At 69.2% G+C, this 17,505-nt stretch carries 19 protein-coding genes, 2 tRNA genes and 1 other RNA gene; 15 read left to right on the top strand and 7 right to left on the bottom strand.

Annotated elements, in window-relative coordinates; translation table 11 throughout:
* Positions 1 to 132 precede the first annotated feature (132 nt).
* Entirely contained in the window at positions 133 to 2,124 is a 1,992-nt protein-coding gene (locus tag HEP75_RS16180) for a peptidylprolyl isomerase (protein WP_185813678.1), read from the top strand.
* A 347-nt stretch (positions 2,125 to 2,471) separates the two neighbouring features.
* The gene (locus tag HEP75_RS16175) at positions 2,472 to 2,996 is read left to right on the top strand and encodes a hypothetical protein (protein WP_185824218.1); all 525 of its coding nucleotides are present in this window, start codon (positions 2,472 to 2,474) and stop codon (positions 2,994 to 2,996) included.
* 166 nt (positions 2,997 to 3,162) lie between these two features.
* On the opposite strand, the gene HEP75_RS16170 is transcribed toward HEP75_RS16175, so the two are convergent.
* Both HEP75_RS16170 and gloB read right to left on the bottom strand, forming a co-directional pair.
* Positions 3,163 to 4,392, bottom strand: coding sequence for a lytic transglycosylase domain-containing protein (locus HEP75_RS16170; RefSeq protein WP_185824217.1), 1,230 nt, complete (start codon positions 4,390 to 4,392; stop codon positions 3,163 to 3,165).
* On the bottom strand, positions 4,389 to 5,156 hold the full coding sequence (gene gloB, locus HEP75_RS16165; protein ID WP_185820820.1) for a hydroxyacylglutathione hydrolase: 768 nt from the start codon (positions 5,154 to 5,156) through the stop codon (positions 4,389 to 4,391). The genes HEP75_RS16170 and gloB overlap by 4 nt, the downstream gene beginning before the upstream one ends.
* Before the next feature lie 12 nt (positions 5,157 to 5,168).
* On the opposite strand from gloB, the gene HEP75_RS16160 reads away from it, so the two are divergent.
* The 3 genes from HEP75_RS16160 to dnaQ are packed head-to-tail and all read left to right on the top strand — an operon-like array spanning position 5,169 to position 7,070.
* Positions 5,169 to 5,828, top strand: a complete 660-nt coding sequence (locus HEP75_RS16160; protein WP_185820819.1) for a hypothetical protein — start codon at positions 5,169 to 5,171, stop codon at positions 5,826 to 5,828.
* Positions 5,829 to 5,841: 13 nt separating this feature from the next.
* Positions 5,842 to 6,300, top strand: a complete 459-nt coding sequence (gene rnhA, locus HEP75_RS16155; RefSeq protein WP_185813674.1) for a ribonuclease HI — start codon at positions 5,842 to 5,844, stop codon at positions 6,298 to 6,300.
* 32 nt (positions 6,301 to 6,332) lie between these two features.
* Positions 6,333 to 7,070 (top strand): DNA polymerase III subunit epsilon, encoded by a 738-nt coding sequence (gene dnaQ, locus HEP75_RS16150; protein WP_185824216.1) that lies wholly within the window; start codon positions 6,333 to 6,335, stop codon positions 7,068 to 7,070.
* A gap of 282 nt (positions 7,071 to 7,352) precedes the next feature.
* On the opposite strand, the gene HEP75_RS16145 is transcribed toward dnaQ, so the two are convergent.
* Entirely contained in the window at positions 7,353 to 8,057 is a 705-nt protein-coding gene (locus HEP75_RS16145) for a PP2C family serine/threonine-protein phosphatase (RefSeq protein ID WP_145701570.1), read from the bottom strand.
* 206 nt (positions 8,058 to 8,263) lie between these two features.
* Here HEP75_RS16145 and HEP75_RS16140 point away from each other — a divergent pair.
* Positions 8,264 to 8,354, top strand: a tRNA-Ser gene (locus HEP75_RS16140).
* Positions 8,355 to 8,494: 140 nt separating this feature from the next.
* A complete protein-coding gene (locus HEP75_RS16135; protein ID WP_179570641.1) occupies positions 8,495 to 8,899 on the top strand; it encodes a DUF6165 family protein in 405 nt (134 codons plus the stop codon).
* Positions 8,900 to 8,962: 63 nt separating this feature from the next.
* Here the strand turns inward: HEP75_RS16135 and HEP75_RS16130 are convergent, their stop codons facing one another.
* Together HEP75_RS16130 and HEP75_RS16125 are read right to left on the bottom strand one after the other, a co-directional pair.
* Entirely contained in the window at positions 8,963 to 9,115 is a 153-nt protein-coding gene (locus HEP75_RS16130) for a hypothetical protein (RefSeq protein WP_185824215.1), read from the bottom strand.
* Positions 9,116 to 9,157: 42 nt separating this feature from the next.
* Positions 9,158 to 10,207 carry a glycosyltransferase family 9 protein gene (locus HEP75_RS16125; RefSeq protein ID WP_185824214.1) on the bottom strand — a complete coding sequence of 350 codons (1,050 nt, stop codon included), beginning with the start codon at positions 10,205 to 10,207 and terminating at the stop codon, positions 9,158 to 9,160.
* A 20-nt stretch (positions 10,208 to 10,227) separates the two neighbouring features.
* Here HEP75_RS16125 and HEP75_RS16120 point away from each other — a divergent pair, with 20 nt between their 5' ends.
* The 7 genes from HEP75_RS16120 to HEP75_RS16090 are packed head-to-tail and all read left to right on the top strand — an operon-like array spanning position 10,228 to position 14,373.
* Positions 10,228 to 10,977, top strand: coding sequence for a 3-deoxy-D-manno-octulosonic acid kinase (locus tag HEP75_RS16120; protein WP_185824213.1), 750 nt, complete (start codon positions 10,228 to 10,230; stop codon positions 10,975 to 10,977).
* Positions 10,977 to 11,732: an MBL fold metallo-hydrolase gene (locus HEP75_RS16115; RefSeq protein WP_185824212.1), complete on the top strand. Its 756-nt coding sequence runs from the start codon at positions 10,977 to 10,979 to the stop codon at positions 11,730 to 11,732. Before HEP75_RS16120 ends, HEP75_RS16115 begins: the two co-directional genes overlap by 1 nt.
* Entirely contained in the window at positions 11,729 to 12,769 is a 1,041-nt protein-coding gene (gene moaA, locus HEP75_RS16110; protein WP_185824211.1) for a GTP 3',8-cyclase MoaA, read from the top strand. Before HEP75_RS16115 ends, moaA begins: the two co-directional genes overlap by 4 nt.
* A gap of 5 nt (positions 12,770 to 12,774) precedes the next feature.
* Positions 12,775 to 13,152, top strand: a complete 378-nt coding sequence (locus HEP75_RS16105) for a nuclear transport factor 2 family protein (protein ID WP_185824210.1) — start codon at positions 12,775 to 12,777, stop codon at positions 13,150 to 13,152.
* Positions 13,153 to 13,183: 31 nt separating this feature from the next.
* Positions 13,184 to 13,699 carry a cyclic pyranopterin monophosphate synthase MoaC gene (gene moaC, locus HEP75_RS16100; RefSeq protein ID WP_185820811.1) on the top strand — a complete coding sequence of 172 codons (516 nt, stop codon included), beginning with the start codon at positions 13,184 to 13,186 and terminating at the stop codon, positions 13,697 to 13,699.
* Positions 13,696 to 13,941, top strand: a complete 246-nt coding sequence (locus HEP75_RS16095; protein ID WP_185820810.1) for a MoaD/ThiS family protein — start codon at positions 13,696 to 13,698, stop codon at positions 13,939 to 13,941. The genes moaC and HEP75_RS16095 overlap by 4 nt, the downstream gene beginning before the upstream one ends.
* Positions 13,942 to 13,944: 3 nt before the next feature.
* A complete protein-coding gene (locus HEP75_RS16090) occupies positions 13,945 to 14,373 on the top strand; it encodes a molybdenum cofactor biosynthesis protein MoaE (protein WP_185820809.1) in 429 nt (142 codons plus the stop codon).
* Between the two features lie 569 nt (positions 14,374 to 14,942).
* Here the strand turns inward: HEP75_RS16090 and ffs are convergent.
* Together ffs and HEP75_RS16080 are read right to left on the bottom strand one after the other, a co-directional pair.
* Positions 14,943 to 15,039, bottom strand: an RNA gene (gene ffs, locus HEP75_RS16085) — signal recognition particle sRNA small type.
* Positions 15,040 to 15,299: 260 nt separating this feature from the next.
* Positions 15,300 to 15,392 (bottom strand) — tRNA-Ser (locus HEP75_RS16080).
* A gap of 238 nt (positions 15,393 to 15,630) precedes the next feature.
* Here HEP75_RS16080 and dnaX point away from each other — a divergent pair.
* The gene (gene dnaX / locus HEP75_RS16075; RefSeq protein WP_185824209.1) at positions 15,631 to 17,499 is read left to right on the top strand and encodes a DNA polymerase III subunit gamma/tau; all 1,869 of its coding nucleotides are present in this window, start codon (positions 15,631 to 15,633) and stop codon (positions 17,497 to 17,499) included.
* Positions 17,500 to 17,505 lie beyond the last annotated feature (6 nt).

Here is a 17,505-nt window from a genome sequence, read left to right as displayed (position 1 = left end):
GAATGCCTTGCCGGCGACCGCCATGCGGGCCGCGGATTTCATGCGGGCGCACGCGCCGCGGCACGCCATTCCGCCGCAGGGCGTGAAGCGGGTTAAACTGCGCGGCTCGCCAACAGGCTCGGTTCCCAACCAATGCTGCAGAAACTCCGCGAAAAGACCTCGGGCTGGATCGCCACCGCGATCATCGGCCTGTTGATGATTCCGTTCCTGTTCGTCATCGACAGCAGCTACCTCGGTGGCGTCGGTGCCAACAACGTCGCCAAGGTGCAGGCGCCGCCGTCGTGGTGGTCGTCGGCGCCGTCGTGGTGGCCGGTGTCGTTCCTGTGGCAGCACCACGAGGTGAGCACCGAGCAGTTCCGTGCGCGCTTCGAGGAAGCGCGGATGCAGGCGCGCGAGCAGCAGGGCGAGAACTTCGATCCGCGCGAGTTCGAGAGCGCCGACAACAAGCGCAAGGTGCTCGACCAGTTGATCGACGAGCAGGTGGTGAAGCTGGCCGCCGAGCAGGCGCACGTGGTGGTCGGCGATGCCGCGGTCCGCGACTACATCGCCACCATTCCGGCGTTCCAGAAAGACGGCAAGTTCGATCCGGAACGCTACCGCCTGGCGCTGGCCTCGGGCACCCCGCCGCGGACGCCGGCGATGTTCGACCAGTTGGTGCGCGATGGTTTGCAGCAGTCGTTGATTCCGTCCGCGCTGATGGAATCGGCGTTCGCGACCAAGCAGGAATCCGAGCGTCTGCTGAAGATGCTCGGCGAAACCCGCGATGTCGACCTGGCGCTGTTGCCGGAACAGCCGGCCGACACCACCCCGGTCAGCGACGCGCAGGTGCAGCAGTGGTACGACGCGCACCAGGCCGACTTCAAACAGCCTGAGCGGGTGTCGATCGAATACGTCGAGCTGGACGCGAGCAAGCTGCCGCCGGCCAAGCCGGCCGACGAGGCGGCGCTGCGCAAGCGCTACGAGGACGAGAAGGCCCGCTTCGTCGAGCCCGACCAGCGCCTGACCTCGCACATCCTGATCAGTGCCGGCAAGGATCCGGCGGCGCAGAAGGCCGCCGAGGCCAAGGCCGCCAAGCTCGCGGCCGAGGCCAAGCAGCCCGGCGCCGATTTCGCCGCGCTGGCCCGCGCCAATTCCGAGGACCCGGGTTCCAAGAACGCCGGTGGCGACCTGGGTTGGGTCGAGCGGGGGGTGATGATCAAGCCTTTCGAGGACGCCTTGTTCGCGATGAAGGCCGGCGACATCGTCGGCCCGGTGAAGAGCGAGTTCGGCTACCACGTGATCCAGCTGCGCGAGATCAAAGGCGGCCAGGGCAAGAGCTTCGAGCAGGTGCGCGACCAGCTGGCCGGCGAGCAGCTGCAGGCCGACAACGAGAAGGTCTACAGCGATCTGAGCGGCAAGCTGGTCGACCTGGTGCTGAAGAACCCGACCGCGCTGGCGCCGGCGGCCAAGGAAGTGGGCTTGCCGGTGCAGACCCTGGGGCCGTTCTCGCGCGCCGACGGCAGCGGCATCGCCGCGCAGCCTGCGGTGCTGCGTGCGGCGTTCTCCGACACGCTGGTGCAGGACGGCACGGTCAGCGATCCGATCACCCTGGGCCCGAACCACAGCGTGCTGATTCGCGTCACCCAGCACCTGCCCGAGCAGACCCAGCCGCTGGCCAAGGTGCGCGAGCAAGTGGTGGCCGCGGTGCATGCCGATCGCACGGCCAAGGCGGCCGCGGCGAAGGCCGACGCGCTGCTGGAGAAGCTGCGCAAGGGCGAGACGCTGCAGGCGCTGGCCGGCCCGGAGAAGCTGCAGATCAACCCGATGCCTGGGCTGCCGCGCACCGTGCCGATGCCGAGTCCGGAAGCCAACCGCGCGATCTTCAGCGCGCCGCTGCCGGCCGCGGGCAAGCCGTCCGTGGGCAAGGTCGAGCTGTCGGCGAACGGCGTGCCGGGCGGTGCCAAGCGCTACGCGCTGTTCGTGCTCAACAAGGTGAACCCGGGCGACCTGAGCAAGGTGCCGGCGGAACAGCAGGCGACGCTGAAGCAGCAGTTGGGCCAGATCGAAGGCGCTGCCGCGTCGAAGGCCTACATCGACGCGATGCGCAAGCGCTACAAGGTCAGCGTGCAGGAAGCGAATCTGTAATCGCTGTTTGCGCTGAGAGTGATGCGAACAAGCCCGGTCCTGCCGGGCTTGTTCGTTTTTGGGGTGATTTGGACGTATCGGAGCGCTCGGGCACATAGCAGCATGCTGCCCGAGCGCATGACTGTGATGCATGCGGTCACCGGGATACGGCCAGGAAGACGTTGTAACTAAAATGCGCGGCCGGCTAGATCGGCGATAAGGTACATGCATTGCGTCACTTGGCCGATGCACTCGCCGCCCTGCGACGATGCATATGCGCTTGGGCCATGAAGCGCCCTTCTCGGATACCCCATTGCGCTTAGCGCGAGAGGCCGGCAGGCTATGTCTTCGTGAAACGAAGGATCGTTATGGCCGATGCAAATTACTGTCTGTGGATATTTGGCGGCCCGTGCCTCAAGCCCGAAGTGTGGGCTGCATGGGCGCAAGCCGTCTTTGCTGGAGTGGCAATTTTCGCAGTCGGTTTCATACCAGCCTTCCAGCAGAAAGCTCGTGATCGAAAGACTCGCGCCGATTACGCGCGATTGCTTGAAATAGCTAGTGCTGCAACCCAAAAGCACATGGCCGAGCTTTCGCGCAACAAGTACGATGCGAGTGGCAATCGATACGCGGAGGAATTGAGCGGTTTTAGCCCAGGCATAGTTTCTGCTTTCAAGTTTGTCCGATTCGATCAACTGCCTGACTACGCGTTACTCGAACCACTCTCCGACGCGCTGCACGCGGTTGAAAATTTCGAGTCCGCGTGGAGGCAAATGAAATCGGATTCGCAATGTCGGACGCTCGCTCAAGTGTCGCATGACCGGTACTTTTCTTCTCTTGAGCGCGCGCGCGATGTGTTGCAATACTGCGCGGTCAAGATTCAATCTTTCCGGTAGCAGCCGCCTTCAAAGGCAGCAGAAAAAATTCCGTTGGCCAGATAACGCGTATTGGCGACAGCCAGTGCCATCGATATTTCATACTTCATGCTTGGACTTGCCTACATACCTGTAGGTTGTGTTGCCCAGAGCTGACGTACTGCGGTCCCGCCGCAGCGGAACTCGCCTATTCCTCGTAGCTCAGCACCATCCCAGGACGCAGCACGCTGCGCGCGGACAGGCCGTTCTTCGCCAGCAGCGTCTGCACGGTGATGCCGTAGCGCTTGGCGATGGTCCAGGCGGTGTCGCCGTCGCGGACGGTGTGGGTGCGCCGCGCCGCGGGCGTGCGCTGGCGCATGCGTGGCGGCGTGGGCTCGGCGATGCTGGCGACGGCGCGCGTCGCCGGTGCTTCTTCGGCCTGCTGCGGTTGTGCCGCCAACGCCATGGCATCGGCAGCGGCCGTGGCGGCGCTGCCGCCGTTGCCGACCGGCGCCAGCACCGGCAGCGCGCGCTTTTTGTTGCGCACGCTGCCCAGCGCCGGATTCAGCCGTGCGACCTGGTTGCCCTGCAACGCCTGCTGCCGTGCCCATTCGTCCAGCGCCATGCCGGCGGGCAGGGTGCGCGCCTGCAGGATTGGCACCTCGCGGTCCAGCGAGGCCATCCACTCGTCGCGGGTCTGCGCCTGTTCCAGCACGCACGCCAGCGCGTGCAGCTTCTCGACATAGGCATAGGTGATCGGCGACAGCCCCGGCAACTTGGCCGGCTGCGCGTTCTGCGCGTTCATGCCGGCGCGGCGCATCGACTGCAGCACGCGGTACTCGCCGGCGTTGTAGGCCATGATCGCCAGGCGCCAATCGCCGCCGAACATGCCGTGCAAGGTCTTCAGGTAACGCACCGCGGCGCGGGTGGAATCCACCGCGGACAGGCGGCCGTCGTAGCCGCCTTCGACCGGCACGTCGTGGTTGCGGGCGGTGTCGGCGATGAACTGCCACAGTCCGGCGGGACCACTGCTGTTGCGCGCGGCGGGGCGGTAGCCGCTCTCCACGAACGGGATCAGCGCGAATTCGGTGGGCAGGTCAGCAGCGCGCAGTTCGTCCACCACGTAGCCGAACAGCGGCAGCACGTCCTCGTCTTCGTTGGCCAGCCGCGCCGGCGCGCGCGCGAACTGCTGCTTCCAGCGCGCGTCGGTGGCGCCGCCGTCGCATTGCGCGTCGGCCAGGCCGTCGCGGAAGCTGGCGAGGATGGTGTGGCCGTTACGCGTGGTCGCCGGCGGCAGCGCCGCGGCGTCCATCGGCAACACGTTCAGTCCGGCGACGGTCTGCTCCAGCGCCGCACCGATGGGTGCCGCCGCGCTCGCGGAGGAGGTTGCCGAGGCGATCGCCAGCGTCAGCGCCGCCGTCAAAAGCAGTGACCTCATGCGCGAAAATCGTCTTTCCAGCGCCTTAATTCGGCGAATACTTCCACTTCGTCGCGTGCGCCGCGGCCGAGCCGGGCGCCGACCGCCTGCTGGATCGCCGCCGAGGCGGTGCGCAGGAACGGATTGGTCGCCACTTCGCTGGCGAGACTGACGGGAACAGTGGGACGGGCAGCATGACGCATGGCCTGGACTTCCTGATGGCGCTGCCGCAAGGCAGCGTTGGTGGGATCGACCGTGACGGCGAATGCCGCATTGGCCAGGGTGTATTCGTGTCCGCAACACAGCAGCGTGGCGCCCGGGAGGGCAGCCAGCCGTTGCAGCGAACCCAACATCTGGGAGGGCGTACCTTCGAACATGCGCCCACAGCCTAGGCTGAACAGCGTATCCCCGCTGAACAGGTGGCCTTCGCCGACATAGGCCACGTGCGAACGGGTATGCCCCGGCACGAAAAGGGTCTGGAACTCCCATCCCAGCACCTGGACCGCATCGCCGTCGCCGACGCGCTGGCTGGCGAACGGGACCCGCGGCTCGTCCGCCGGGGCATACACAGGCAGGTCCGGCCAGCGCTCGCGCAGGGCCGCCACGCCGCCGATGTGGTCGTCGTGATGGTGGGTCAGCAGCACCGCGGCCGGTTGCAGTCCTTGCGCGGCGGCTTCGAACACCGGCTCGGCCTGACCGGGGTCGACCAGCACGGCGCGGCCATCCGCGGCGGCGATCGCCCAGATGTAATTATCCTGGAATGCGGGCAGGGCGATCAGTCGCATAGAATTGGCACCATGCCTGCCACCCCGTTCCCCCGTCAAGCCGCCGTCTCATCCTGGTTTGATACGGTTGTGGCGCAACAGCTGCTCCAGGCCGAGCAGCCGTTGATCCTGGACGCCTTGCTCGCACGTCCCGCGCAGCCATGGTTGTGGCTGGCGCCGGTGCCGTTCGCGCCGCTGGCGCGCGAGCTGCCGGGGCGTGGCGTGCGCCTGCACCGCACCACGCGCGGCTACTCCGGCGACCTGGTGTGCACGCTGCCGTTGCCGCTGCCCTCGGAGAGCGTCAACGCGATCGTGCTGCAGCACGTGCTTGGCGCCGATGCCGCGGCGCTGCTGGAAGAATGCGAGCGGGTGCTGCTGCCGGGCGGCCGGGTCTGGCTGTTCGCGCTCAACGCGGTCAGCCCGTACCGGCTGCGCTGGCGCCGGCAGGGCCTGGTGGCACGGCCGCCGGGAAGCTGGCGCGGGCTGCTGGGGCAGGCCGGGCTGCCATGCACCGAGCCGCTGCGCTACCTCGGGCCGGTCTGGCCGACCCGCGGCGGCGTCGGCTCGGCAACCTCCGGCGCGCCGCTGCGCGCGGTGTGCCTGCTGCAGGCGGAAAAGCGCACCGCCGCCGGCATCGGCCCCATTCCGCTGCGCGCGCCGGTACGCTGGCGCGGTTCGGCCGCCTCCATTTGATTCCTGGACGACCATGAAGACTGTTGATATCCACACCGACGGCGCCTGCCTCGGCAATCCCGGCCCCGGCGGCTGGGCCGCGCTGTTGCGCTACAAGGGCCTGGAGCGCGAAGTCGCCGGCGCCGAGGCGCACACCACCAACAACCGCATGGAGCTGATGGCCGCGATCATGGCGCTGGAAACGCTCAGCGAGCCGTGCCAGATCGTGCTGCATACCGATTCGCAGTACGTGCGCCAGGGCATCACCGAGTGGATGCCGGGCTGGGTGCGGCGGCAGTGGAAGACCGCCGGCGGCGATCCAGTCAAGAACCGCGACCTGTGGGAGCGGCTGCATGCTGCCGCGCAGCGGCACAGCATCGATTGGCGCTGGGTCAAGGGCCACAGCGGCGATCCGGATAACGAGCGGGTCGACGTGCTGGCGCGCAACCAGGCGCTGCGGGTGCGCGCCGGCGGCGCCGCGGTCGCGTCCTGATCCTTTCCACGCCTCATCCTGCAGCGAGCCACATGCGTCAGATCATCCTCGATACCGAAACCACCGGCCTGGAATGGAAGAAGGGCAACCGCGTCGTCGAAATCGGCGCGGTGGAACTGCTCGAACGCCGCCCCAGCGGGCGCAACTTCCACCGCTATCTGCGCCCGGACTGCGACTTCGAACCCGGCGCGCAGGAAGTCACCGGGCTGACCCTGGAATTCCTCGCCGACAAGCCGGAATTCCATGAGGTAGTGGACGAGTTCCTGGCGTTCATCGACGGCGCCGAACTGATCATCCACAACGCCTCGTTCGATCTGGGCTTCCTCGACAACGAACTGTCGCGTCTGGGCACGTCCTACGGGCGCATCCTCGACCGTGCCACGGTCATCGACACGCTGTTGCTGGCGCGCGAGCGCTTCCCGGGCCAGCGCAATTCGCTGGACGCGCTGTGCAAGCGCCTGGGCGTGGACAACTCGCACCGTCAGTTGCACGGCGCGCTGCTCGATGCGCAGATCCTCAGCGACGTCTACATCGCGCTGACCTCGGGGCAGGAGGAGATCGGCTTCGCTCTAACCGACGAGCGCGGCAACCACGCCGACGGTCAACGCGCGGCGTTCGATATGGCGACGCTGCTGCCGCGGCCGCGGGTGCTGCCGACCGCCTCGGAGCTGGAGGCGCACCAGGCGCGGCTGGAAAAGCTGCGCAAGAAGGCCGGGCGCGCGCTGTGGGACGCCGACGAGCCTGTGCTGGTCGAAGCCGTGGCTGGCTGAGCCGCCGCGGCGCTGGGCGCTGGCATTTGTCGGCGTGCGTCGGCGGGGATTCGCCATGCTGGTGCCGGAGCCGGTCTGCGCGGCAATGGCACGGGCGGCGGCGCGGCCATCCAGGCACGCGCCGGAGCAGCGGTGGCATGGCCGGGTATGGGCGTGCGTGCTAGCGCAGCGTTAGCGCGGTCTCTTGTGACGGCACACGCTGCGGCATCGATGTTGCCAACCAGCTAACGCCGCGTTCGCGGTCGGCGCCATAGTCGGCACCGGTCGCGCGCCTGCCTGCGCTCAGTGGCAGCGCACCAGGATCGCGGTGATGTTGTCCGAGCCGCCGCCGTCCAGCGCGGCCGCCACCAGCGTATCCACGCATTCCTGCGCGCTGCAGTCGTCGTGGCCGAGCGTGGCGGCGATGCCGGGGTCGTCCACTTCTTCGGTCAGCCCGTCGCTGCACAGCAGCAGTTGCATGCCCGGGCGCAGTTCGCCAGTCATCGTGGCCACGTTGAGGTGCAGCGGATCGGTGACGCCCAGCGCCTGGGTGACCACGTTGCGGTGCGGATGCGCGCGCGCCTGCTCGGCGGTCAGCGCGCCCTGCGCGATCAGTTCCTGCACATAGCTGTGGTCCTGGCTGAGCTGCGCCAGTTTGCCGTCGCGCCACAGGTAGGCGCGGCTGTCGCCGACCCAGGCCACTTCGAAGCGGTTGCCCTGCACGCGCGCGGCGACCACGGTGGTGCCCATCGGCAAGGTGTCGTTGCGCCGGCGCGAGGCGCGGATGATCTCTTCGTCGGCGATGCGGATCGCCTGCGCCAGCGGCGTGCCGCCGCGCACCTCGCGGACGATGGCCTCGCGCGCCAGGGCGCTGGCCACCTCGCCGCAGGCATGGCCGCCCATGCCGTCGGCGACCAGCCACAGGCCGAGCTCGTTGTCGCCGTAATAGGTGTCCTCGTTGAGTTCGCGGCGCAGGCCGACGTGGGTGAGATGTCCGAATTCGATCATTGCGCGCCCACGGCCGGCCCGGCTTCCTGTCATTCAAACGGCATCATCGCGGCCAAGCGGACATCAGGCAATCGCTGGCCGCGCCGCGGGGCAGGCGGGGTTCATGGCAGTGCGGGGGTGGGGACCGCGCTGCCGTGCGACGCGGCGCTTGTCCGCGCGCGGCGGGGACCGTATGATGCACGCCCCCGGTCCGCCGGGGACCACCCGGGAAGGTGGCAGAGCGGTTGAATGTACCTGACTCGAAATCAGGCAGGCGTTTATAGCGCCTCGGGGGTTCGAATCCCCCCCTTCCCGCCAGTTTCGCGGCAGCAGTATCGCCCGTGTGCAGAAGGCCCCGTCAGGGGCCTTTTGTTTTTGACGGCCGCGACCACGCTGCGCCGACATGGCTTTAAGGCCTGCTGGTTACACTTCCTCTCAACTCTCGCCTGGGTGTGCCCATGTCCGAAATCCTCGTCCCCGTGTCCTTCGGCGAACTGCTCGACAAGATCGCCATCCTGCAGATCAAGTCCGAGCGCATCGGCGATGCGGCCAAGCTGGCCAACGTGCGCGCGGAGTTGTCGGCGCTGGAAAAGACCTGGATGGCGCATCCGGCCGCCAGCGGCGACGTCGCCCGCCTGCGCCTGGAGCTGAAGGCGGTCAACGAGCGCCTGTGGGTGATCGAGGACGAGATCCGGATCAAGGAGAAGGCGCAGGCCTTCGACGAGGAATTCATCAAGCTCGCACGCAGCGTGTACTACGAGAACGACGAGCGCGCGCGGATCAAGAAGGAGATCAACCTGGCACTGGGTTCCAGCTACGTCGAAGAGAAGTCCTACCAGGACTACCGCGGCGCGGCGTCCTGAGCGAAGCATCCGGGAGGCGTCGCCGCCTCCCGGTGTGGCCCCTGTAGGCCAGGGATGGGCGGATCAGGCGCGGGCGACCAGGATTCCGGTGAGCCGGCGCACCAGCGGCAACGCCAGCAGCAGGGTGGGGAAGGCGCAGCCACGCCGCCGCCCGGCGCCCAGCCATAGCGAGTACACGCCCGGCGCCTGACCGACCGTACGCCGTGCACTGATCATCGAGACGACGTACGGCCACGCTCGGCCCGCGCACAAGCCGGCTTACATGCCCTGGTCGGCGCGGTAGCGCTCGAACGCGGCGATCGCGTCGTCCACGCCGATCAGCGCCATCACCGCGTCGAATTCGATCTTGCTGCCCCATTTCAGCTGCTCGGCCGGCTTGCCGAGGAACTTGCGCGCCGCCGCATCGTACTTGTCCACGCAGTAGCGGATGTCCGAATACGGGCCGCTGCGGCGCGGGTTGCTGGCCGCGTGCAGGCCCAGCACCTTGCTGCCCACGGCATTGGCGATGTGCATCGGGCCCGAGTCGGGGGTCATCACCAGCGCGGCGCGCTGCAGCAGCGCCGGCAGTTGCTTGAGCGTGTCGCGGCCGACCAAGTCCAGCGCCGGCGCGCGCATCGCCGCGACGATGGCGTCGGCCGTGCTGCGCTCCAGTGCGCTGCGCCCGCCGCACAGCACCACCCGCCAGCCCTGCGCGGCGGCGTGGTCGGCGACCGCGGCGTAGCGGTCGGCGTACCAGTTGCGGCGCACGTGGCTGGAACAGGGCGAGATCAGCAGCGCCGGGCGGCCGTCCTCGGGCCATTGCGCCTGCGCCCAGGCGTGCGCGTCGTCGGGAATCGGCAGGTCCCAGCGCACCTGCGTCTGGCGCAGGCCCAGCGGTTCGCAGAAGCTGCCGATCGCGTCGAGCACGTGGATGCCGGGGCGGTCGGGGATGCGTTCGTTGACGAACAGGCCGTGCAGGTCCTTGGAGCGGCTGCGGTCGTAGCCGATGCGGCGGCGCGCGCGTACGAACGCGGACAGTACGTTGGCGCGCAGCGCCACCTGCATCTGCAGCAGCGCGTCGAAGCCCTGCGCCGGCAGTTCGCGGCGCAGCGCGCGCATGCCGGCCAGGCCGCTGCGCTTGTCGTAGTCGTGGAAGATCACCCCGGGCAGGCCGTCGAGCAGCCTGTGCCCGCCTTTGTCGATGATCCAGTGCAGCGGCGGCGCGGCGGGCCAGGCGCGCTGCAGGGTGCGTACCAGCGGCACCACATGGGTCACGTCCCCCAGCGCCGACAGGCGCAACAGGCACAGCGAAGGGAGCGTTGCTGCCATGGTGTTGTTAGACTCGCTGAATGGTTGCATTCGACGCCACCGAAGCGCTGACGCCGTACCGCGAGGGCCGCGGCTATGGCGCCATTCTGTTCGACCGCCAACGGCTGCGGCAAGCCGAGCCGGCGCTGTTCTCGGCCGCGTACTGGGCCGAGCGCGCGCGCCCGGTGGACGAGGGCGGCCGCGGCGGCGCCTGGTTCGTCGATGCCCCGTTCGGCGCCAGCGTGCTGCGCCAGTACCGGCGCGGCGGCCTGGTCGCCAAGCTCAGCCGCGATCGCTACCTGTGGTCCGGCGCCGACCGCACCCGCAGCTTCGCCGAGTTCCGGCTGATGCGCGCGTTGATCGCACGCAAGCTGCCGGTGCCGCAGCCGCTGGCCGCCTGCTATCTGCGCCAGGGGCTGCGCTACCGTGCCGCGATCCTGATGGAGCGGCTGGAAGGGGTGCGCTCGCTGGCCGATCGCGCGCATGTCGCCGGCCGCGGCGCGCCGTGGGAGGAGACCGGGCGGCTGGTCGCGCGCTTCCACCGCGCCGGGCTGGACCACGCCGATCTCAACGCGCACAACATCCTGTTCGACGGCAACGGCCGCGGCTGGATGATCGATTTCGACCGCGGCGTGCTGCGCATCCCGGCCACGCGCTGGCGCGAGCGCAACCTCAAGCGCCTGCACCGCTCGCTGCTGAAGCTGCGCGGCGAGCGCAGCGTGGACGAGGTCAACAAGGACTACGCGCGCCTGCGCCGCGCCTACGACCTGGCCTGGAACCGGGGCTACTGATGACCTGGGCGCTGCGCTTTCAGGGCGTCGGCAATGCGTCGGCGGTGGAGCTGGGCTCGCCGATGGCCACGATCGAGCGCGACGCTGCGCCATGGCTGAGCATCGATTGCGGCGGCGAGGGTCTGAGCGCCTACCAGGCGCACTACGCGGCGATGCCGCAGGCGCTGTTCGTGACCCATGTGCATCTGGACCATGTGGCCGGCTTCGAACGGCTGTTCGTGGACGCCTATTTCTCGGCGCGGCGCGGCAAGGTGCGGGTGTACGTGCCGGCGCCGCTGGTGCCGCTGCTGCATCGCCGGATCGGCGACTACCCGAACGTGCTGGCCGAGGGCGGCGCCAATTTCTGGGACGCGTTCCAGCTGATCGCGGTGGGCGATGCGTTCTGGCACGACGGGGTGCGGCTGGAGGTGTTTCCGGTCCGCCACCACTGGCCGGACACCGCCTTCGGGCTGCGCCTGCAGGGCGCGCTGGTCTGGAGCGGCGATACCCGGCCGATCCCGGAAATGCTGAGCCGTTATGCCGGCGACGGCGAACTGGTGGCGCATGACTGCGGTCTTCACGGCAACCCGTCGCATACTGGGGTCGATGACCTGGAACGGGAATATCCCGCCGAGTTGCTGCAACGCATGATGCTGTACCACTACGCCAGCGCCGAGGATGCCGAAGCCCTGCGCGCGCGCGGCCACCGCGTCGCGCGGCCGGGCGAGTGCGTGGCGCTGGAAACGCCGCGCGCGCCGCAGGTGCCGGCGCCATGAGCGCCGTGTTGCGCCCGCCGCTGCCGCTCGCGCCCATCGCGCCGCTGGATCGGTTGGGGCGGCCATTGCGCGACCTGCGCCTGTCGGTGATCGAGGCCTGCAATTTCCGCTGCGGCTACTGCATGCCGGCCGACAAGGTGCCCGACGACTACGGCTTCGATGCGGCCTCGCGATTGTCGTTCGAACAGATCGAGACGCTGGTGCGCGGCTTCGTGCGCAACGGCGTCAGCAAGCTGCGCCTGACCGGCGGCGAGCCGCTGCTGCGCCGCGACCTGTCCGAACTGGTGCGACGCCTGGCGCGCATTCCCGGCCTCGACGACCTGGCCATGACCACCAATGGTTCGCTGCTGGCGCGGCACGCGCAGGCCCTGCGCGACGCCGGGTTGCGCCGAGTCACGGTGAGCCTGGACGCGATCGACGCGGCGACCTTCCGGCGCATGTCCGGCGACCGCGGCGAGGTGGCGCAGGTATTGGCCGGCATCGAAGCGGCCGTGGCAGCCGGGCTGGGGCCGGTGAAGATCAATTGCGTGGTCCAGCGCGGCATCAACGACGACCAGGTGCTGCCGCTGCTGGCGCACTTCCGCGGCAGCGGCCACGTGCTGCGCTTCATCGAATACATGGACGTTGGCACCTGCAATGCCTGGCGCCGCGAGCGGGTGGTGCCTTCGGCCGAATTGCACGCGCGCATCGCCGCGCGCTGGCCGTTGCGCGCGCTGGACCCGCATTACGCCGGCGAAGTGGCCGCGCGCCATGCCTTCGTCGATGGCGGCGGCGAGATCGGCTTCGTCAGTTCGGTCAGCGCGCCGTTCTGCGGCGATTGCCATCGCGCGCGGGTGTCGGCCGACGGCCAGCTCTATACCTGCCTGTTCGCCGCCGCCGGCACCGACCTCAAGCCGGCCCTGGCCGGCGGCGAGGACGAGTTGGCCGCGCGCGTGCAGGCGCTGTGGGGCCAGCGCGGCGATCGCTACAGCGAACTGCGCGGCGATGCACGCGCGGCGCGCGGCAAGCACGTCGAGATGTTCCTGATCGGCGGATGAGCACAATGGACGCGTCGCTGAAGCAGCGGTTGTTCGCGCTGGAACTGGAATTGCTGGAGCCGGCGACGCGCGCCTCGATGGCGCGGTTGTCGGCGCTGCTCGACGAGGCGTTCGTCGAATTCGGTGCGTCTGGGCGCTGCATCGACAGGCAGGCGCTGCTGCAGGAACTGCCGGCAGAGGCCGGCGCGGTCCGCTATCGCGCGTTCGATTTGCAGGCGTGGTTGCCGGCGCCGGATCTGGCACAGCTACGCTATCGCAGCGAGCGCCACGATGGCGACGGCGCGCCGGTGCGGCATGCGCTGCGCAGTTCGCTGTGGCGCTGCCGCGATGGCGAATGGCGCATGCTGTTCCACCAGGGCACGCCGATTCCCGGCGCCGCCTGAGCAGGGTGCCGTGGGAGCGGCAGCGCAGCCTATGAGCGAAGAAAAGGCCAAATACGCCGTCGCGGCGAGCAAAACCCTGACCCATCTGGACCCGCAGGGGCTGCCGACGATGGTAGACGTCTCGGCCAAGGCCGTCACCGCGCGCGTCGCCGTGGCCGAGTCGCGGGTGCGCTTTCCCGCCGCGGTGGCCGCGCAATTGCGTGCCGACGCGCTGCGCAGCGCCAAGGGCGGCATCGTCGACACGGCGGTGATCGCCGGCACCATGGCGGTCAAGCGCACCCACGAACTGATCCCGTTCTGCCATCCGCTGCCGATCGACGGCTGCCGCTTCGCGATCGACTGGGCCTCGCCGCAGGTGCTGCGCATCGAGTGTACGGTGCGCACCGTGCACCGCACTGGCGTGGAGATGGAGGCGCTGACCGGCGCCAGCATCGCCGCGCTGACCGTCTACGACATGTGCAAGGCACTGTCCCACGCGATGACGATCGGCCCGGTACGGCTGCTCGGCAAGCGCGGCGGCAAGCGCGACGTCGGGAGCGCGGCATGAGCGTGACCGTGACCGTGCTGTATTTCGCCAGCCTGCGCGAGGCGGCGGGGATCGAGCGCGAACAGGTGCAGACCGCAGCCGCCGACCTGCGCGCGCTGTACGCCGAACTCGACGCGCGGCACGGCCTGCGCTGGCCGTCGCAGCGCCTGCGCGTGGCCGTGGACGGCGCCTTCGTGGGCTGGGACGACGCGCTGCGCGAGGGCAGCGAAGTGGTGTTCATTCCGCCGGTCTCGGGAGGCTGAACGATGTCCGACACGCACCGCTTCCATCTTGCCGACAGCGCCCTGGACATCGCCGCGCTGCGCGCGCCGCTGGCGCATGCGCAGGCCGGCGCCTACGCCAGTTTCGAAGGCTGGGTACGCGACCACAACGACGGCCGCGCGGTCGATGGCCTGCGCTACGAGGCCTATGCGGCGCTGGCAGAGGCCGAAGGCCGGCGCATCGCCGACGAAGCCCTGGCCCGCTTCGGCATCCTCGACCTGCGCTGCGTGCACCGCATCGGCGACCTGGCGATCGGCGACCTGGCGGTGTGGGTCGGCGTGGTCGCGGCGCACCGCGGCGCGGCGTTCGACGCGTGCCGCTACGTCATCGACGAGGTCAAGGCGCGGGTGCCGATCTGGAAGCACGAGCGCTATCACGAAGGCGGCGCCGGCTGGTTGCATCCGGAGGCGTAGGGCCGGCCCGGGATGCCAGACCATCGGCAGGGACGCCGATGTCGCGTCGACGATGACGTGAGGACAGCAAGGCACGCTCGTGCGATGGGCACCCGGATCGGCCGCTGTAGCGTTCTTCAAGAGATTAGGGTGGCGACCCCGCCGGCTGACCTCGGCGCCCGCGTCGATCGATACGCGCCGTGGGAATGCTGCCGTTGCGGGGATGGTTGCGCCGTCGCCACGGCCGGTGCCAACGACTGGCCAGGATCGACGCTTGCAGCACTGCGCGGGACACAGCCGCAGCTTGCCAGCACCCATCCGGTCGAAGTGACCGCATTTGCCTGGCGGATGTGTTTTCAGGAAAAGGGTGGCGACCCCGCCGGCTGACCTCGGCGCCCGCGTCGATCGATACGCGCCGTGGGAATGCTGCCGTTGCGGGGATGGTTGCGCCGTCGCCACGGCCGGTGCCAACGACTGGCCAGGATCGACGCTTGCGGCACTGCGCGAGACACAGCCGCAGCTTGCTAGCACCCATCCGGTCGAAGTGACTGCATTTGCCTGGCGGATGTGTTTTCAGGAAAAGGGTGGCGACCCCGCCGGCTGACCTCGGCGCCCGCGTCGATCGATACCGTTGCTGCCTTCCGGCCCTGGCGGAGTTTTCGACCTAGCGTCGCGAGGGGCCGACGGGGCCACCATAGAGACGAAACCGCGCCAGTGGCACGGTCTTTCCCTTTGAACGCTTTCGCCAGCGGCGAGGCAATTCTGCGAGGGAAGCGCAATTCGAATCTGGCGGAGAGAGGGGGATTCACTCGGCATCTTTCGATGCCTCGCCCTACGGGCGGCTTCGCCGTGCAGGTGGCGATGCCACCTGTCGAACCCGGGGGTTCTCACCCCCTCCCAGGCGCCGGCGAAACTCACGCGACTGGGCTATCTCAACACTTTCAATCTGGCGGAGAGAGGGGGATTCGAACCCCCGAAGCGCGGTTTAGACGCTTACACACTTTCCAGGCGTGCTCCTTCAACCACTCGGACACCTCTCCGTGCCTGCCGGCGCGACTAGCCGACGGCAGGGGCGGGATTCTAGCCGTCGCGGGCGCCGTTAACAAGGAGAACGCTCTGCGCGGGCCGGGACCTGCCGCCGGGTCCGGCGCCGATAGCAAAAAAAGCGCCGGCCTGCCGCCGTCCAGGCCCGTGGCGCCGGTCCGGCCGCCACTGCCGCTGAACGATCGACGCGGCGCGGCGTGGCACAATGGCGGTTCAGATGAAGACGGTTGCCTGATGTCCTATCTCGTTCTCGCCCGCAAGTGGCGCCCCAAGCGTTTTGCCGAGTTGGTGGGGCAGGAACACGTGGTCCGCGCGCTCACCAATGCGCTGGACAGCGGGCGCGTGCACCACGCGTTCCTGTTCACCGGCACCCGCGGCGTCGGCAAGACCACCATCGCGCGGATCTTCGCCAAGTCGCTGAACTGCGAGCAGGGCACCAGCGCCGATCCGTGCGGGCAATGCCCGGCGTGCCTGGACATCGACGCTGGCCGCTACATCGACCTGCTGGAGATCGACGCCGCATCCAATACCGGCGTGGACGACGTGCGCGAGGTGATCGAGAACGCGCAGTACATGCCCTCGCGCGGCAAGTACAAGGTCTACCTGATCGACGAGGTGCACATGCTGTCCAAGGCGGCGTTCAACGCGCTGCTGAAGACGCTGGAAGAGCCGCCGGAGCACGTCAAGTTCCTGCTGGCGACCACCGACCCGCAGAAGCTGCCGGTGACGGTGCTGTCGCGCTGCCTGCAGTTCAACCTCAAGCGCCTGGACGAGGAGCAGATCCAGGGGCAGATGACCAGGATCCTGGCCGCCGAGCAGATCGAGGTCGATGCCTCGGCGATCGTGCAGCTGGCCAAGGCCGCCGACGGCAGCCTGCGCGACGGCCTGTCGCTGCTCGACCAGGCCATCGCCTATGCCGGCGGCGCGCTGCGCGACGACGTGGTGCGGGCGATGCTGGGTACGGTCGACCGCACCCAGGTCGGGGCGATGCTCGAGGCGCTGGCCGATGGCGACGGGCAGCGGCTGCTGCAGGTGGTCGCCACGCTGGCCGAGTTCTCGCCGGACTGGGGCGGGGTGCTGGAGGCGCTGGCCGAGGCGCTGCACCGGATCCAGGTGCGGCAGCTGGTGCCGGGCGCGGCGGTGGCCGGCCTGGACGGGCTGGACCCGGCGCCATTCGCCGAGCGCCTGCGCCCGGAAATCGTGCAGCTGTGGTACCAGATGGCCTTGAACGGCCGCCGCGACCTGTACCTGGCGCCGAGTCCGCGCGCCGGGTTCGAGATGGCGGTGCTGCGCATGCTGGCGTTCCGTCCGGCGGGCGCGGCGCCGTTGCCGGCCGCGTCCGGATCGGGTACGACGACGGAAGGCCGTGCGCCTGCAGCGCCCGTGGCTGCGGCACCTGCTGCCGCTGCGGCCAGCGTCGCCGCGCCGCCCGTCGCCGCGATGCCCGCGCCCGCCGCACCGATGATGGCGCCAGCGCCGGCAGCGGCTGCGGTCGCAGACAAGCCGACACCGGCGCCCGCACCGGTCGCCGCGCCCGCCGTGCTCGACCCGCTGTGGGAAACCGCGGCACCTGCGCCGGCAACGCCGCCGGCGGCGACCAAGGCGCCGCTCGCGCCGGCAGCCACCGCCGCGGCCGAGCCGGAAATGGCGATGGTGCCGCCGCTGGCCATCGCTGAGCGCACGCCCCCCGAATACGCCACGCCGCGCGTGCTGCACGCGGCCGAGGACTGGCTGGAACTGGTCGCCGATTGCGGCCTGACCGGGCCGTCGCGGCAGCTCGCCGCCAACTCGGCCTTCGTCAGCCACGCCGACGGCGTGCTGCGGCTGTCGCTGTCGCCGGGCTTCGAATACCTGCAGTCCGAGCGCTCGCTCGGCGAACTGGCCGCGGCGCTGGCCGACGCGCTGGGCAGCCGGCCGAAGATCGTGATCGAAAGCGGCATTGCGGTCGATGCCGAAACCCTGCACGAGCGCTCGCACCGGCAACGCGGCGAGCGCCAGAGCGCGGCCGAGACCGCGTTCCTGCAAGACCCGGCGGTGCAAGCGCTGATCCAGCAGCAAGGCGCGCGGGTCGTGCCCGATTCCATCCGCCCCTACCAAGAGTAATCAAGC

The sequence above is a fragment of the Xanthomonas sp. SI genome (assembly GCF_014236855.1).
Taxonomy (GTDB): Bacteria; Pseudomonadota; Gammaproteobacteria; order Xanthomonadales; family Xanthomonadaceae; genus Xanthomonas_A.
The sequence above is the reverse complement of the archived record's forward strand: the minus strand, read 5'-3'. Positions and strand labels throughout refer to the sequence as shown.

Excerpts from the sequence above, each read along its gene's own strand:
- HEP75_RS16180 (WP_185813678.1), top strand. The coding sequence starts at position 133 with ATGCTGCAGAAACTCCGCGAAAAGACCTCGGGCTGGATCGCCACCGCG.
- HEP75_RS16175 (WP_185824218.1), top strand. The coding sequence starts at position 2,472 with ATGGCCGATGCAAATTACTGTCTGTGGATATTTGGCGGCCCGTGCCTC.
- HEP75_RS16170 (WP_185824217.1), bottom strand. The coding sequence starts at position 4,392 with ATGAGGTCACTGCTTTTGACGGCGGCGCTGACGCTGGCGATCGCCTCG.
- gloB (WP_185820820.1), bottom strand. The coding sequence starts at position 5,156 with ATGCGACTGATCGCCCTGCCCGCATTCCAGGATAATTACATCTGGGCG.
- HEP75_RS16160 (WP_185820819.1), top strand. The coding sequence starts at position 5,169 with ATGCCTGCCACCCCGTTCCCCCGTCAAGCCGCCGTCTCATCCTGGTTT.
- rnhA (WP_185813674.1), top strand. The coding sequence starts at position 5,842 with ATGAAGACTGTTGATATCCACACCGACGGCGCCTGCCTCGGCAATCCC.
- dnaQ (WP_185824216.1), top strand. The coding sequence starts at position 6,333 with ATGCGTCAGATCATCCTCGATACCGAAACCACCGGCCTGGAATGGAAG.
- HEP75_RS16145 (WP_145701570.1), bottom strand. The coding sequence starts at position 8,057 with ATGATCGAATTCGGACATCTCACCCACGTCGGCCTGCGCCGCGAACTC.
- HEP75_RS16135 (WP_179570641.1), top strand. The coding sequence starts at position 8,495 with ATGTCCGAAATCCTCGTCCCCGTGTCCTTCGGCGAACTGCTCGACAAG.
- HEP75_RS16130 (WP_185824215.1), bottom strand. The coding sequence starts at position 9,115 with ATGATCAGTGCACGGCGTACGGTCGGTCAGGCGCCGGGCGTGTACTCG.
- HEP75_RS16125 (WP_185824214.1), bottom strand. The coding sequence starts at position 10,207 with ATGGCAGCAACGCTCCCTTCGCTGTGCCTGTTGCGCCTGTCGGCGCTG.
- HEP75_RS16120 (WP_185824213.1), top strand. The coding sequence starts at position 10,228 with ATGGTTGCATTCGACGCCACCGAAGCGCTGACGCCGTACCGCGAGGGC.
- HEP75_RS16115 (WP_185824212.1), top strand. The coding sequence starts at position 10,977 with ATGACCTGGGCGCTGCGCTTTCAGGGCGTCGGCAATGCGTCGGCGGTG.
- moaA (WP_185824211.1), top strand. The coding sequence starts at position 11,729 with ATGAGCGCCGTGTTGCGCCCGCCGCTGCCGCTCGCGCCCATCGCGCCG.
- HEP75_RS16105 (WP_185824210.1), top strand. The coding sequence starts at position 12,775 with ATGGACGCGTCGCTGAAGCAGCGGTTGTTCGCGCTGGAACTGGAATTG.
- moaC (WP_185820811.1), top strand. The coding sequence starts at position 13,184 with ATGAGCGAAGAAAAGGCCAAATACGCCGTCGCGGCGAGCAAAACCCTG.
- HEP75_RS16095 (WP_185820810.1), top strand. The coding sequence starts at position 13,696 with ATGAGCGTGACCGTGACCGTGCTGTATTTCGCCAGCCTGCGCGAGGCG.
- HEP75_RS16090 (WP_185820809.1), top strand. The coding sequence starts at position 13,945 with ATGTCCGACACGCACCGCTTCCATCTTGCCGACAGCGCCCTGGACATC.
- dnaX (WP_185824209.1), top strand. The coding sequence starts at position 15,631 with ATGTCCTATCTCGTTCTCGCCCGCAAGTGGCGCCCCAAGCGTTTTGCC.